The 15,605-nt window shown below is 67.2% G+C and carries 12 protein-coding genes; 8 read left to right on the forward strand and 4 right to left on the reverse strand.

What is annotated here, in order from left to right:
• Positions 1-138: 138 nt before the first annotated feature.
• The 3 genes from WT53_RS30980 (at position 139) to WT53_RS30990 (ending at position 3,698) form a co-directional block, all read left to right on the forward strand.
• The gene (locus tag WT53_RS30980) at positions 139-1,539 is read left to right on the forward strand and encodes an aspartate aminotransferase family protein (protein ID WP_060262650.1); all 1,401 of its coding nucleotides are present in this window, start codon (positions 139-141) and stop codon (positions 1,537-1,539) included.
• An 85-nt stretch (positions 1,540-1,624) separates the two neighbouring features.
• Entirely contained in the window at positions 1,625-2,116 is a 492-nt protein-coding gene (locus WT53_RS30985) for an Lrp/AsnC family transcriptional regulator (protein WP_006749694.1), read from the forward strand.
• Between the two features lie 109 nt (positions 2,117-2,225).
• Positions 2,226-3,698, forward strand: coding sequence for an NAD-dependent succinate-semialdehyde dehydrogenase (locus tag WT53_RS30990; protein WP_060262653.1), 1,473 nt, complete (start codon positions 2,226-2,228; stop codon positions 3,696-3,698).
• A gap of 306 nt (positions 3,699-4,004) precedes the next feature.
• Here the strand turns inward: WT53_RS30990 and WT53_RS30995 are convergent, their stop codons facing one another.
• Positions 4,005-4,718, reverse strand: coding sequence for a DUF4396 domain-containing protein (locus WT53_RS30995; protein ID WP_060262654.1), 714 nt, complete (start codon positions 4,716-4,718; stop codon positions 4,005-4,007).
• A 389-nt stretch (positions 4,719-5,107) separates the two neighbouring features.
• Between WT53_RS30995 and WT53_RS31000 the strand changes: the two genes are divergently transcribed.
• Positions 5,108-5,341, forward strand: a complete 234-nt coding sequence (locus WT53_RS31000; protein ID WP_011549124.1) for a hypothetical protein — start codon at positions 5,108-5,110, stop codon at positions 5,339-5,341.
• A gap of 173 nt (positions 5,342-5,514) precedes the next feature.
• On the opposite strand, the gene WT53_RS31005 is transcribed toward WT53_RS31000, so the two are convergent.
• On the reverse strand, positions 5,515-6,177 hold the full coding sequence (locus WT53_RS31005; protein WP_060262656.1) for a GntR family transcriptional regulator: 663 nt from the start codon (positions 6,175-6,177) through the stop codon (positions 5,515-5,517).
• Between the two features lie 41 nt (positions 6,178-6,218).
• Here WT53_RS31005 and WT53_RS31010 point away from each other — a divergent pair, with 41 nt between their 5' ends.
• Positions 6,219-7,385, forward strand: coding sequence for a pyridoxal phosphate-dependent aminotransferase (locus WT53_RS31010; RefSeq protein ID WP_060262658.1), 1,167 nt, complete (start codon positions 6,219-6,221; stop codon positions 7,383-7,385).
• 173 nt (positions 7,386-7,558) lie between these two features.
• On the opposite strand, the gene WT53_RS31015 is transcribed toward WT53_RS31010, so the two are convergent.
• Positions 7,559-8,905, reverse strand: coding sequence for an MFS transporter (locus WT53_RS31015; protein WP_060262661.1), 1,347 nt, complete (start codon positions 8,903-8,905; stop codon positions 7,559-7,561).
• A 297-nt stretch (positions 8,906-9,202) separates the two neighbouring features.
• Between WT53_RS31015 and WT53_RS31020 the strand changes: the two genes are divergently transcribed.
• The 3 genes from WT53_RS31020 (at position 9,203) to WT53_RS31030 (ending at position 13,423) form a co-directional block, all read left to right on the forward strand.
• Complete coding sequence (locus WT53_RS31020; RefSeq protein ID WP_080747847.1) at positions 9,203-10,240, forward strand: LacI family DNA-binding transcriptional regulator; 1,038 nt, start codon at positions 9,203-9,205, stop codon at positions 10,238-10,240.
• Between the two features lie 190 nt (positions 10,241-10,430).
• A complete protein-coding gene (locus WT53_RS31025) occupies positions 10,431-12,212 on the forward strand; it encodes an IlvD/Edd family dehydratase (protein WP_034209105.1) in 1,782 nt (593 codons plus the stop codon).
• Positions 12,213-12,244: 32 nt separating this feature from the next.
• A complete protein-coding gene (locus WT53_RS31030) occupies positions 12,245-13,423 on the forward strand; it encodes a fumarylacetoacetate hydrolase family protein (RefSeq protein ID WP_034209104.1) in 1,179 nt (392 codons plus the stop codon).
• 214 nt (positions 13,424-13,637) lie between these two features.
• Here WT53_RS31030 and WT53_RS31035 read toward each other — a convergent pair whose 3' ends face one another.
• Complete coding sequence (locus WT53_RS31035; protein ID WP_034209103.1) at positions 13,638-15,455, reverse strand: methyl-accepting chemotaxis protein; 1,818 nt, start codon at positions 15,453-15,455, stop codon at positions 13,638-13,640.
• Between the last annotated feature and the right edge of the window lie 150 nt (positions 15,456-15,605).

A 15,605-nucleotide genomic window follows, 5' to 3' on the forward strand; every position in this document is an offset into this window, starting at 1 on the left:
CGCGCAGCAGAAAATGCCGAAGCGCCCCGCCCAAACGCCGCGCGCATACGTTTCGGGCCGCAAATTGAAGACGCATGCGGATTTCTCGCCCGGTAGCATGAACTCACCGCTGACACCTGACGAGAGTCCCGCCTTCCCATGAACCAAGCCGCGCTGATCGAAGCCGATCGTCAACACCTGATCCATCCCGTCGTCAACTACCGTGCGCACGAGGCGCGCGGCGTCACCGTGCTGGAATCCGCGGACGGCGTGTTCCTGCGCGACGCCGCGGGCCACACGCTGCTCGACGCGTTCTCGGGCCTGTGGTGCGTGAACGTCGGCTACGGCCGCGACAGCATCGTGAAAGCCGCCGCCGACCAGATGGCGAAGCTGCCCTACGCGACCGGTTATTTCCATTTCGGCTCGCAGCCGGCGATCGAGCTCGCCGAACGGCTCGCGGCGCTCGCGCCGCCGTCGCTGAACCGCGTGTACTTCACGCTCGGCGGCTCGGACGCGATCGACTCGGCGGTGCGTTTCATCACGCATTATTTCAACGCGACCGGCCGCCCGTCGAAAAAGCAGATGATCGCGCTGGAACGCGGCTATCACGGCTCGTCGTCGATCGGCGCCGGCCTCACCGCGCTGCCGGCGTTCCACCGTCACTTCGACCTGCCGCGCGCGGACCAGCACCATGTTCCGTCGCCGTACCCGTACCGCCATCCGCTCGGCGACGATCCGCAGGCGCTGATCGCCGCGTCGGTCGCCGCGCTCGAAGCGAAGGTCGCCGAACTCGGCGCGGACAACGTCGCCGCATTCTTCTGCGAACCGGTGCAGGGTTCCGGTGGCGTGATCGTGCCGCCGGCCGGCTGGCTCAAGGCGATGCGCGACGCGTGCCGGCGCCTCGGCATCCTGTTCGTCGCCGACGAGGTGATCACCGGCTTCGGCCGCACGGGCCCGCTGTTCGCCTGCGAGGCCGAACAGGTCGACCCGGACCTGATGACCGTCGCGAAGGGTCTGACCGCCGGCTATGCGCCGATGGGCGCGGTGCTGATGTCCGACGAAATCTACGAAGGGATCGCGGGCGAGCGCGCCGATTCGCCCGTGGTCGGCCACGGCCATACGTATTCCGCGCATCCGGTCAGCGCGGCGATCGGCCTCGAGGTGCTGAAGCTCTATCACGAAGGCGGGCTGCTCGCGAACGGCCAGGCGATGGCGCCGCGCTTCGCCGCGGGGCTCGACGCGCTGCGCGCGCATCCGCTCGTCGGCGACGCACGCTCGGTCGGCCTGCTCGGCGCACTCGAACTGGTGACCGACAAGGCCCGCAAGACGCGCTTCGACGCGGCGCTGAACGTGCCGGACAAGATCGCGGCCGCCGCGTACGCGAACGGCGTGGTGTTTCGCGCGTTCGGCGACGGCGTGCTCGGCTTCGCGCCGGCACTGAGTTTCACCGCGGGCGAGTTCGACCTGCTGTTCGAACGCGTGCGCAAGACGCTCGACGACGTGCTGGCCGACGCGGGCGTGCAGCGCGCGCTCGACGCCGCGCACGCGCTGCCGGCCTGACGCGCCAAGGGAAAGCCGGGCTTGTGGCCGCCATCGTTCGACTCTAAAGTAACCGGACATTCCATTTTTGCCCTTTCACGTGAACATGACGGACAGCAAGCTGGATCGCATCGACCTGCGCATCCTCTCCCAGTTGCAGAAGCGCGGCCGCATGACCAACGTCGAGCTGGCCGATGCGGTCGGGCTGTCGCCCAGTCCATGCCTGATCCGCGTGAAGCGGCTCGAGAAGGCCGGCTACATCGGCGGCTACGGCGCGCACATCCAGCTCGAGAAACTCGGCGACGTGCAGGTCGTGTTTACCGAGGTCACGCTGGCCGACCATCGGCGCGAGGATTTCGACCGCTTCGTCGCGGCGATCCGCAACGTCGACGAGATCGTCGAATGCCACCTCGCGAGCGGCGGCTACGACTATCTGCTGAAGTTCATCACGCGCAGCGTGAGCCATTACCAGACGATCGTCGAAGGGCTGCTCGAGCAGAACATCGGCATCGAGAAGTATTTCAGTTACGTGATCATCAAGTCGCCGTTCGTCAAACGGCACTACCCGCTCGAATCGCTGTTCGGCGAACGTCACTGACACCCGGCGTGCGTCGCCCCGTCACGCGGCAGTCGGCTGTCCGCGCGGGCGGAGTCGCGCCCGCCGCGCGCAGCCAGCGTCGCCGAACCGCTTCATTCAAGGAACTGTCATGCCGCTTACGCTGTCCCGAACCGAACTCGTTCGCACCGCCAACCTGATCGACGGCGCCTGGCGCGATGCGCTCGACGGCCGCCGCTTCGCCGTCACCGATCCGGCCACGCTGGAGACCGTTGCCCACGCACCCGACAGCGGCGCCGCCGACGCCCGCGCGGCGACCGACGCCGCGGCGCGCGCGCTGCCTGCGTGGCGCGCGACGCCCGCGCGCGAACGGGCCGCGATCCTGCGTGCCTGGCATGCGGCGATCGTCGCGCACACCGACGATCTCGCGAAGCTGATATCGCGCGAACAGGGCAAGCCGCTTGCCGAAGCGCGCGGCGAAGTCGCGTACGGCGCGTCGTACGTGCTGTGGTTCGCGGAGGAAGCGACGCGCACGTACGGCGACCTGATCCCGCAGCAGCAGCGCGGCAAGCGGCTCAGCGCGGTGAAGGAGCCGATCGGCGTCGTCGCCGCGATCACGCCGTGGAATTTCCCGCTCGCGATGATCGCGCGCAAGATCGCGCCCGCGCTCGCGGCCGGCTGCACGGTCGTCGCGAAACCGGCGGAGGACACGCCGCTGACCGCGCTCGCGCTCGCGTTTCTCGCGCAGGAAGCCGGCGTGCCGCCCGGCGTGCTGAACCTGATCGCGGCGTCGCGCGAACGCGGCATCGACGCCGCGGCCGACTGGCTCGCCGACGCCCGCGTGCGCAAGATCACGTTCACCGGCTCGACGGCCGTCGGCAAGCTGCTCGCGCGCGAATCCGCGGCGACGTTGAAGAAGCTGTCGCTCGAACTCGGCGGCAATGCGCCGTTCATCGTGTTCGACGACGCCGAGCTCGATGCCGCGGTCGACGGGCTGATGGCCGCCAAGTTCCGCAACGGCGGGCAAACGTGCGTGTCGCCGAATCGCGTGTACGTGCAAGCCGGCGTCTACGACGCGTTCGCCGCGAAACTCGCCGCGCGCGTCGCCGCGCTGAAGGTCGCGCCGGCGACCGATCCGGCCGCGCAGATCGGCCCGATGATCAACGCGCGTGCGGTCGACAAGATCGCGCGCCACGTCGGCGACGCCGTCGAGCGCGGCGCACGCGTGCTGACGGGCGGCAAGCGCCTGAGCGAGCTCGGCGCGAACTATTACACGCCGACGGTGCTCGCCGACGCCACCCGCGACATGCAGCTGACCTGCGAGGAAACCTTCGGCCCCGTCGCCGCGCTGTTTCGCTTCGCGTCCGAGGACGAAGCGGTCGATGCCGCGAACGACACGCCGTTCGGGCTCGCCGCATATTTCTACACGCAGGACGTGCGGCGCATCGCGCGCGTGTCGGCGCGGCTCGAGACGGGCATCGTCGGGATCAACGAAGGCGCGCTCGCGAGCGAGGCCGCGCCGTTCGGCGGCGTGAAGGAATCGGGCTATGGTCGCGAAGGCTCGCGCTATGGGCTCGACGATTATCTGTCGATCAAGTATCTGTGTCAGGGCGGGCTCGACTGAACCGGCGTCGCCGCGCGTCCGATTTCCCGTTGCGCTTTCCGCATCCGCCGGCCTGTCCTTGCGGGTGCGGGCGCCGCGAAGCGGTCGGCGCGGGCGTCATGCCGAATCATGCGTGCCTGACGCGCCGTCCCGTCGTCCGCGGCGGCCCCGCATTCGCTGCCCCGTGTAAAAACGCATTGCCAACCGGAATTTGTGTGCGCATTGTCGGCGGAAGCTTCGTCCATCGCCCCACTCGCCATGCATTCCGCTCCGCTGCCGAAGATGTCGTGCCACGGGTCGCCTTCGCCGTGCTTGCAGTCAAGATCACTACATTTTTTCCTTCATACCCGAATTGATCAGCCACCAGTTGACGGGATAGCTGGTGGCGAACCCTGCCAGCATCGCGAGCTGCATCGCGAACCAGAATTCGGGGCTCGCAACTTTCGCGATACCCCCGTAAACCGGCTTGAACCACAGGAACTGGATGATGGCCATCAAGCCGTACATGCCTACCTGCCAAGCAGTAATCGACGCGATATCGGCTCTGACGGCCGCAATCAAACCTGCACCGACCGAAAGCCCACGCATCGGTTTGATCGTGAAGTACTGAAAAACGATGCCGAACAGAAAGGCGGCGATAAAATCGGGGATCCAGACGGCAAACGTTTTTTCATTGAACACCGTGTGCCAACCGAACCAGACTGCCAAGGCGGGGAAGGCAAAAGCCGACCACTCGACAATGATGTCTCCGAGCGTACAGCCCGCGCCGCAGTGACTCGTACCCTTCATCACCATCGCGACGAACGGCTGTTCGTCGGCGTCGTGTCCCGCGTCCGTGACATTCCGTCCCCACACGTAGTAGGCGGCAATCCATAAGACCGTTCCGAACAACGCCGTCAGGGGCCAGACGACGTTCATGATCCACATCTTCTGAGGATGCCGAACTTCGTCAACGACGATTGCAACGGCACAGACCGCACCCAAAATGATCCATGTGACCGATAGCGTATGCAGCCAAGGTGGAAAGGTTCCGTAAATCATCGATATTCCTGCTGGCGAGTCAAATGCCAGACACGCAGCAAGGCACGTTCCGTTCACAGGGGGAAGTTTTCCGTCGTCAGGGCGGCCGATTCACTTGGCCGAGTGTCGTCTCTTGGCCGGCTGCAGTCGCACGTGTTCGGCTGTAGCAGACCCAGAACGGCCCTTCAGATTTATCCAAAGCGGCCAATCGTTGTGACCTGCGGCGGGGTTTTATAGCCACGCTCGATGAGTATCTTGGCCTCGGCGCGACTGCGGAATCATTCCCGATTAAATCGCTTCTCCCGCAGCGTGCCGTTGGAACCTTCAACGGAGTCGTTCTGCCAAGGGCGGCAAGAACGGACACAGCGTGTACGATCTGGTCTTCAAGAAAACCATCCAAGGAGAGAGGAATGAATCCGGAACAGGCCCGAGCCGAAGAAACCCAGGCGATGGAGCGCATGGTGGCCGCCACGCTGCGCGTGCAGAGTACGTTCGCCTCGATGCAGAAGCAATTTCCGCCGCAAGGCAGCGGCGAGCCTTCGCCGTTCGCGCTGCAAACCTTTGATGCCGCCCTGCAGGAACTTGAAGACGCACAGGCCGCGTTCGATGCGCTGCTGAACGATCTGATCGACGGTAACCGCTAAAGGCTACGCCCGTATCCGCACCGATTGTCGACGATCTAAAAAGCTGTGTCGAACGGCCGTTCGTGGCCGCATGCCGCCCGACGCGTTTAGCTATAACCGTCCCGCAGAAGACGCGCGCCATTCCCGAAACCGGCTTTGAGACCGCTTGACGCTCCCGGGCTCGACCTGCCTCCCTACCGCCTGCACAACGCCTGAGCCAGCGCATCCCCCGCAGCCAGAATATGCGCGGACAGAGCCGCACACGCTGCGTCCACATCCCCATCACGTATTGCCCGAACGATATCCCGATGCTCGCCGTTCGAGCGATCCTGCCAGTCCAGTTGCTGCCACGTCGCATACAAATGCCGTGCGCTGGCCCGATGCATGTCGCCAATCGCGGCGACGAGCCGCGGCATCCCGCACCGCGCGGTCAATGCGCGATGAAACCTCAGATTCAGCGTACCCAGCACGGCTATGCCATGCGCCGCCGCCTCCTGATCGAGGATCGCATCGAGTTCCTCCAGCGCACACGCGTCGAGAGCGGGCATCGCCTCGCGCAGCGCCAGCGCCTCGAAAGCGGCACGCATCTTGGCCATTTCAAGCACGTCCGCCGGCTCGAGCGGCGCCGCCCGCACGCCTCGTCGCGGTTCCACCACGGCCAACCCCTGCGCTTCCAGCCGTCTGAACGCCTCGCGCACCGGCACATGGCTCGCGCCGAACTCCGCCGCGATGTGGTCCTGACGCAGCCACTCCCCCGGCGCGATGACGCCCGAGATGATGCGGTCCGCCAATGCGACAGCGATCCGATCGGCCAGCGAGCGATCGTCCTTGACTTCAACCTTCATGTCGACCACCATGCATATATTATCTATTAAATTGTAACAAGATCGGAGGCTCGATGCGCCACCACCGTCCTGTGCGTCTGCAGCACATTGCCGGCATCGGCGTCGATCGCATGGGTTCGATCGCCGATCGTGCCGACGTCGACCTCTTGCGACTCGAAAATCTCGATACCGACATCCCACCCACTTCGGAAGCGCTCGCCTTCACCCGAGACGCAATCCAGCGAGACTCGGCCAATTCATATTTGCCCTTCGTCGGTCAGGATCGGCTACGCGCAAGCGCTGCCGCCCACGTATCGGCGCTTTCGGGGCAGCGCTTCACGGCCGACCAGGTGGTGGTGTCGGCCGGCGGACTCTCCGGCATTCTGAATACGCTGCTCGCCACCATCGAGACCGGCGACGAAGTCATCGTCACCGATCCGACGTACGCGGGTCTGCTGAACCGCGTCCGCCTTGCGGGCGGTGTGCCCCGGCAAGTCCCGTTCGCCTTCACGCCGGGCGGCGAATGGAAGCTGGACCAGGCCGCGCTGCGGGCAGCGATCGGTCCGAAAACGCGGGCCATGCTGCTGATGTCTCCGTCGATGCCGTCGGGGGGCGTCTTCGATGCGTCCGACTGGCAACTGATCGCGAGCCTATGTGTGCAGAACGATCTGCTGCTGATCCTCGACAGCGCGATGGAACGGCTGCTCTTCGATGGACGCACGGTCATCCATCCTGCCGGCCTGCCCGGCATGGCCGAGCGTACGGTCACGGTCGGCGCCGCGTCGAAGGAGCTGCGCATGATTGGCTGGCGGGTCGGCTGGATCGTCGCGCCGGAATGGCTGATTCCGGATCTTGTGGCCGTGTCGCTCGCCAATGTCGTGGTGCCGGTCGGCATAGCTCAGGAGGCCGCGGCGGTTGCGCTCGAGCATTCCACATCCGATCTGCCTGGCTATGTGAGTGAACTCGAGAAGCGGCGGGATACCGTCGCCGCCGAACTGTCGGGACTCCCGTTCGGCATGCCGGCGGGCGGCTGGTCGATGCTGCTGCGCGTGTCCGATTTCGGCCTGACCGGATCGCAGATGTCGGAGCGACTGCTACGCCACGGCGTATGTGCGACGGCTATGACCGGATGGGGCGTCACCCACGGCGCGCAGTACGTGCGTTTCGTGTTCTCGAACGAACCGGTCGAGCGGTTACGCACGCTCGGGAACAAGGTGCGCTTCGCACTGGAGGACGCATGACGCCCGCCGACGAGAAAGCGGAGTAGCGCGCCGGGCGTCCCTGGCTGGAGGTAGCCGGAATTCCGCGTGTGACGGTCGAGCGAACTCACACGAGATCAATCCACGTGGCGCGATGCCTCCGGCGCCGGGCCGGCGCGATGTCCCGGCCCGGCATGTCATGTCGGGCGAACGCCCTACCGCCCCGCCGGTGGCCGCAGAATATCGCGCGGAATCGACGCGATCAGCACGCAACTGATCAGCAGACAAGCGCCCAGCGCATAGGTCCCGTTGTTGATGTCGCCGGTCATCTGCTTGGCGACGCCGGTGATCATCGAGCCCGTGAAGCCGGACAGGTTGCCCACCGAGTTGATCAGCGCGATGCCGGCGGCCGCGGCCGTGCCGGACAGGATCTGCCCCGGGAAGGTCCAGTAGATCGGCATCAGCGCGAGAATGCCGCACGTGGCGATGGTCACGAATACGATCGACAGCGCCACGTTCCGCGCAAACGCCGCGCTCAGGATCAGGAAGACGCCGCCGATCAGCGCGGGAATCGCCGCATGCAGGCGGCGTTCGCCGGTCTTGCGCGAGTGCGACGCGTTCCACACCATCGCGAAGATCGCCGTCAGGTACGGAATGGCCGTCAGCACGCCGATGTGCAGCGGGCTGTGCACGCCCGACGCGCGAATGATCGACGGCAGCCAGAAGGCCAGCCCGTAGAAGCCGGTATTGAACGTGAGCAGGATGAAGGTGAGCAGCCACACGCGCGGGCTGCGCAGCGCGGCGCCGATGCTGTGCGACTTGTGCGCGGCCTCGGATTCGAGGTTGCGCGACAGCACCGCCTTTTCGTCGGCGGACAGCCACTTCGCCGACTGCGGGCCGTCGCCGAGGCAGGCCAGCACGACGAACGCCACCACGATCGACGGCAGCCCTTCGAGCAGCAGCATCCATTGCCAGCCGCTCATGCCCGACAGGCCGTGCGTCTGCTCCATCAGCCAGCCGGACACCACACTGCCGAGCGTCAGGCTCAGCGGGATCGCGACCAGGAAGCCCGACATCGCCACGCTCTGGCGGCGCGCCGGGAACCAGTAATTCATGTACAGGATGACGCCCGGGAAAAACCCGGCTTCGCACAGCCCCAGCAGGAAGCGCAGCGTGTAGAACATCGTGGTCGTCTGCACGTGGAAGAACTGCGCGAGCGGCACGATGAACGCCATCGACGACGACACGATGCCCCACGTGATCATGATCCGAGCGATCCAGAAGCGTGCGCCGTAGCGGTGCAGCAGCAGGTTGCTGGGCATCTCGAACAGGAAATAGCCCCAGAAGAAGATGCTGGCGCCGAGCGCATAGACGCCGTCGCTCAGGCTCAGGTCGTCCAGCATCTGCAGCTTCGCGAAGCCCACGTTGACGCGGTCCAGGTAAGCCACGACGTAGCAGAGCAGGAGCAACGGCAGGATGCGCCGCATGACCTTGCGGTAAAGGGCGTCTTCGGACGAGTCGGCCGCGGCCGGTGCGGCAGCGGCCTGCGTAATGGATGGCATCGGTCTGTCTCCTGTTCGTGTAGGTCTTCTTCGTACCGGCGAGTGCGCTTGACGCATCGATGTTACCGATAACATCCGGTGGCAAAAAAAAGCCGACGAGGCGACGGGAGCGATCAGTGCGTTGATACCGGTAACAAACCTCAAGGTAGCATGCCGCGACAGGCGCGTACAAGTGCCGCCGAACGCGTGGTTTCCCTAGTACGGACCTCACCGCGACGAGCACGCCGCGGCCGGCCTGCACGGTACGCCGCCCCGGTATGATGTAGCCTTTCCGGCTTTCTCCCGATCGCGATTCCGATGCCCAGTCCCACCGCCGTCCGGCCCGCCGGGCCGCCCCGCATGTCCGACGTAGCGCGCCTCGCCGGCGTATCGAAGATGACGGTGTCGCGCGTGCTCGCCGGCCACAGCGTGGCCGCCGAGACGCGCGCACGGGTCTGCGAGGCCATCGAGCAGCTCGGCTACGTGGCGGATGCCGCCGCCGGTGCGCTGTCGTCTGGGCGGTCGGAATTCGTCGCGGTGCTGGTGCCGTCGCTGTCGAGTTCCAACTTCTCGGACACCGTGCGCGGCCTGACCGATGCGCTCGAACCGCATGGCCTCCAGTTGCTGCTCGGCGACACCGACTACGACCTGGAACGCGAAGAACGGCTCGTCCGGTCGATGCTGCGACACCAGCCGCGCTGCATTGCGCTGACGGGGTCGCAGCACACCGATGCGACACGCAAGGTATTGGAGCGCTCGGCGATTCCGGTGGTCGAGATGTGGGACCTGCCCACGCGCCCCATCGACACCGCCGTCGGCTTCTCGAACGTGCGCGCCGCCCGCGCGATGGTGCGCCACCTGGCCGAGCGCGGCTATCGACGCATCGGCTTTCTGGTCGGCGCGAGCGAACTGGATCGCCGCGGCCTCGACCGGCTCAAGGGCTACCAGGCGGAGATCAAGGCGCTGGGCTTGGGCGAACCGCGCGTCGTGCGGCTCGGCGAATCGCCGATCACGATGAGCCACGGCGGCCCCGCAATGGCAGCGCTGCTGGCGCAATGGCCGGATACCGACGCGGTGATGTGCGTGAGCGACATGTCGGCATTCGGCGCGATCATGGAGTGCCACCGGCGCGGGCTCGCCGTGCCGGCCGACATCGCCGTCGCCGGCTTCGGAAACTTCGAAGTCGCGACATGCTGCCACCCGACGATCACGACCGTATCGGTCGACGCGTACGGCATCGGGCTGCGCACCGGCGAAGCGTTGCTGGCGGCGCTCCAGGCGCGTGACGGCGGCGAGCGGACCGACGCGAAAAGCATCCGTATCGACTACACGATCATCCCGCGGGAAAGCGCCTGACGAGCCGACGGCCGCGCGCATCCCGACACGCGATGCGCGCGGCTTCGTACCGCCCCCCTGCCCCGCTCCTTCGCCACGCGCGCACGAAATCCCTTCCGCTACGCAAAAAACCCGTGCTAACATCCAGACGATGTTACCGGTACCATCCGGCACGCAAAACGAGAAAGGCCCCCTCAGGAGACAGCCTGCCATGTCACACACCCCTCGCCGCCTGCGCAGCCAGGAATGGTTCGACGATCCCGCGCACGCCGACATGACCGCGCTCTATGTCGAGCGCTTCATGAACTACGGATTGACGCGCGAGGAGCTGCAGTCGGGCCGCCCTGTCATCGGCATCGCGCAGACGGGCAGCGATCTCGCGCCGTGCAACCGTCACCACATCGAGCTGGCCGAGCGCACCAAGGCCGGCATTCGCGATGCGGGCGGCATTCCGATGGAGTTCCCCGTGCATCCGCTGGCCGAGCAGAGCCGCCGGCCCACGGCCGCGCTCGACCGCAATCTCGCCTACCTCGGGCTGGTGGAAGTGCTGCACGGTTTTCCGCTGGACGGCGTGGTGCTGACGACCGGCTGCGACAAGACCACGCCGGCCTGCCTGATGGCGGCCGCGACCGTCGACATGCCCGCGATCGTGCTGTCGGGCGGCCCGATGCTCGACGGCTGGCACGAGGGCAAGCGGGTCGGCTCGGGCACGGTGATCTGGCATGCGCGCAACCTGCTCGCCGCGGGCGAGATCGACTACGAAGGCTTCATGCAGCTGACCACGGCTTCGTCGCCGTCGATCGGCCACTGCAATACCATGGGCACGGCGCTGTCGATGAACAGCCTCGCCGAGGCGCTGGGCATGTCGCTGCCCGGTTGCGCGAGCATTCCCGCCGCCTATCGCGAGCGCGGCCAGATGGCATACGCCACCGGCAAGCGCGCGGTCGAACTCGTTCGCGAAGACCTGCGCCCGTCGACGATCATGACGCGCGCGGCCTTCGAGAATGCGATCGTCGTCGCGTCGGCGCTCGGCGCCTCGACCAACTGTCCGCCGCATCTGATCGCCATCGCACGCCACATGGGCGTCGAGCTGAGCCTGGACGACTGGCAGCGTTTCGGTGAAGCCGTGCCGCTGCTCGTGAACTGCATGCCGGCCGGCGAATACCTCGGGGAGAGCTTCCACCGCGCCGGCGGCGTGCCGGCCGTGCTGCGCCAGCTCGACGCGGCTGGGCTGCTGCGGCGCGACTGCCTGACCGTATCGGGCCGCGCGATCGGCGAGATCGCCGATACCGCGCAGGACGCCGACCGCGACGTGATCCGTACGCCCGACGCGCCGCTCAAGCATGGCGCCGGCTTCATGGTGCTGTCGGGCAACTTCTTCGACAGCGCGATCATGAAGATGTCGGTGGTGGGCGACGCGTTCCGCCGGACCTATCTTGCCGAGCCGGGCGCGGAGAATACGTTCGAGGCGCGCGCGATCGTGTTCGACGGCCCCGAGGACTACCACGCGCGCATCGACGATCCCGCGCTGAACATCGACGAGCGCTGCATCCTCGTGATCCGCGGCTGCGGCACGGTCGGCTACCCGGGCAGTTCGGAAGTCGTGAACATGGCGCCGCCCGCCGAGCTAGTGAAGCGCGGCGTCACGTCGTTGCCGTGCATGGGCGACGGACGCCAGAGCGGCACGTCGGCCAGCCCGTCGATCCTGAACATGTCGCCGGAAGCCGCGGTGGGCGGCGGCCTCGCGCTGCTGCGCACGAACGACCGCGTGCGCGTGGACCTGAATCGCCGCAGCGTCGACGTGCTCGTCGACGAGGACGAACTCGCGCGCCGTCGCGAGACCGCCAGCTTCACCGTGCCGCAGGCGCAAACGCCGTGGCAGGAACTCTATCGCCGGTTCGTCGGCCAGTTGTCCACCGGCGGCTGCCTCGAACCGGCCACGCTGTACCTGAAGGTCATCGAGCAGCGCGGCAACCCGCGCCATTCGCACTGACTCCACCGCCCCCGACTCTTGCCGAGCTGACCATGCGTACTCCTACCGTTTCCGACTGCCTGCCGCACGACCTCGCCCACGCGCTGCTGATCGGCCGCGTCTGGCGGCACGACACCGCCCCCGCGGGCCCGAGCGTCGTCGCCGTGCGCGGCGGCGAAGTGTTCGACATCACGCGCACCGTGCCGACCACCGCGGACCTGTTCGACCGCCGCGATGCGCTCGCCGTCGCGCGCACCGCTCCCGGCGAATCGCTCGGCCGCGTCGAGCCGCTGCTGCAGGCGGCGCTAGACGGCACGCCCGGCGCCACGCACCTGCTCGCGCCGTGCGACGTGCAGGCCATCAAGGCGTGCGGCGTCACCTTTGCGGTCAGCCTGATCGAGCGCGTGATCGAGGAACAGGCCGGCGGCGATCCGGCCAAGGCGGCGGAGGTACGCGACATCATCGCCGCGACCATCGGCACCGATCTGTCGAAGATCGTGCCGGGCTCGGAAGCCGCGCTGCGCCTGAAGGCGGAACTCGAGCGCCGCGGCGCGTGGTCGCAATACATGGAGGTGGGCATCGGCCCGGATGCCGAGGTGTTCTCCAAGTCGCAGCCGATGTCCGCGGTCGGCTTCGGCGCGGACGTGGGGCTGCTGCCCGTGTCGGTGTGGAACAACCCGGAGCCGGAAATCGTGCTGGCGGTCGCCAGCGACGGCCGGCCGGTGGGCGCGACGCTCGGCAACGACGTGAACCTGCGCGACGTCGAAGGCCGTTCGGCGCTGCTGCTCGGCAAATGCAAGGACAACAACGGCTCGTGCGCGATCGGCCCGTTCGTGCGGCTGTTCGACGACGGCTTCACGCTGGACAGCGTGCGGGAATGCAGCGTGTCGCTGCGCGTCGAAGGCGCGGACGACGGCTTCGTCCTCGACGGCATCAGCCACATGCGCGAGATCAGCCGCGACCCGGCGGACCTCGTCGCGCAGACCTGCGGCGCGCATCACCAGTATCCGGACGGCTTCATGCTGTTCCTCGGCACGATGTTCTCGCCGATCCAGGATCGCGACGCGCCGGGCGGCGGGTTCACGCATCACCTCGGCGATCGCGTCACCATCTCCACGCCCGCGCTCGGCGCACTCGTCAACACCGTGCGGCTTTGCACGGAGATCGCGCCGTGGACCTTCGGCGTGCGCGCGCTGTATGCGAATCTGGCGGCACGCGGGCTGCTTGCCTGACTGGAACGACAGCGATAGCGATACCGGCCTGCCTGCGCGCAATCGATCGTAGCCAATCACGGCGTGAGCGACGCATCCGCCGATCGGCGCAGGATACGGGCGCGATTCCGCCCATCGCCGGCGGGCATGCCAGCCGGGCGGGCTGCACGGCGCCGCCATGCGCCTGCGGTGCGGTGCACGAAGCAGGCGCTGGCCGGCCCCGTCGACCGGACCGTCACGCCGGCACGATACGCTCCGCCAGCTTGAACTCGCCGACCGTCTGCGCGAGCCGGGCCGCCTGCTCGCGCAGCGACGTCGCGGCAGCCGCCGATTGCTCGACGAGCGCCGCGTTCTGCTGCGTCGTATCGTCGAGCTGCGACACCGCCTGATTCACCTGCTCGAGCCCCGTGCTCTGCTCCTTCGCGGCGACGCTGATTTCGGCGATCACGCTCGTGATGTTGCGCACGCCGTCGACGATTTCGTCCATCGTCGCGCCGGCCGTCTGGACGAGCCCGGAGCCGCCCTCGATCTTCTCGACCGACGCGTGGATCAGTTGCTTGATTTCGCGTGCAGCCTGCGCGCTGCGCTGCGCGAGCGCACGCACCTCGCCGGCGACGACCGCGAAGCCGCGGCCATGCTCGTTCGCACGTGCCGCCTCGACGGCGGCGTTCAACGCGAGAATGTTGGTCTGGAACGCGATGCCGTCGATCACGCCGACGATGTTGGCGATTTCTCCCGACGCCTGCGTGATGTCGTTCATCGTCGAGACGACCTCGCGCACGACCGTGCCGCCGCGCAGCGCGACATCCGACGCCGATTCCGCCAGACGGTTCACCTGGCTCGCCGCATCGGCCGAATTGCGGGCCGTGCCCGCGATCTCCTCGAGCGCGGCGGCCGTTTCCTGCAAGCTCGACGCCGCGTGTTCGGTACGGGCCGACAGATCCTGGTTGCCCTGCGCGATCTCGGCGCTTGCGAGGTTGACGGACGTGCTGAACTCGCGGATCTGCAGCAGAATCGCACTGATCTTCTCGGCGAAGGCGTTGAACGCTCGCGCGATCTGCGCGGCCTCGTCGGCGCCGTCGGCGGGCAGGCGCTTCGTCAGGTCGCCGCTGCCGCTCGATACGTCCGTGAGCGCATCGCGCACCATCAGGATGCGCTTGAAGGCTGCGTTCGTCATCGCGCCGACGAGCGCGGCCGCGACGACGGCGACGATCGCGATCGCCAGCAGCGTCGTCGTCGCGACCGCTCGCATGCCGGCCGTCACGTCGCCCTTGTCGAGCGCGAGCACCAGCGACCAGTCGGTGCCGACGATCGGTTGCGCGCGCATCAGCTTGGCGGCGCCGTCGATGTCGACCGCGACGGGCGCGGATGCCGTCTGCAGTGCAGCGAGGCGGTCGGCATCGAGTTCCGGCGAGAGACCGGTGGCCGGCTTCATGATCAGGTCGGTCTTGGCCGACGCGATCACGCGCCCGCTCTTGTCGACCAGAAACGCGAAGCTCGCCGGGGTCGGGTGAACGGAAGTCACGATCGAGCTCACGTTCTCCATGAACAGGCTGGCTGCCAGCACGCCCTTCACCGCGCCGTCGCGCACCACGGGCACCGCGAACGCCACGGCCGGCTTGCCGCTCGTCGCATCGCGGTAAAGCGCCGTCACGACCAGACGGCCCGCGCCGACGGCCTGCTTGTACCAAGGTCGCGCGGTCGGATCGTAGCCGGGGGCGAGCGGCACATTCGAGAACGCCGTCTTGTCCGGCAGGCCGAGCGTCAGCACCGCGAAGCCGCCCGACTTGCCGAGCAGCTTCAACGCCGGCACCGGGTCGCCGTCGCCGATCGCGATCGTGTCCGCGAGCGCCTGGGTTTCGCGCGCCCGGCTCGCCACCCATTCGTCGATCGCGAGCGCGTGGCCGGCGAGGATCGACTGGTGATTCTGGTCGATGGCCTCGTCGTTGTGGGTCTTGACGACGTAATAGACGAGCCCCCCGGTTACGGCCAGCGCCGTCACGACGATGGCGACGCACGTCGCCAGTATCCGGGCGCGAATTGATGACAGCATGATGACTTTTGTCTCCGTTACCGCGTGATGATTGAACTGGATCGGTGAACAGGCCGATCCTGATCCATTTAACGGCACCGGGGGCGGGAAGTTGAGCGATGTCGGAACGACGGCGTGATGCGTGCGGCGCACGGCGCGAATTTTTTTCGA

This window comes from Burkholderia sp. MSMB2157WGS, assembly GCF_001532755.1.
Classification (GTDB): domain Bacteria; phylum Pseudomonadota; class Gammaproteobacteria; order Burkholderiales; family Burkholderiaceae; genus Burkholderia.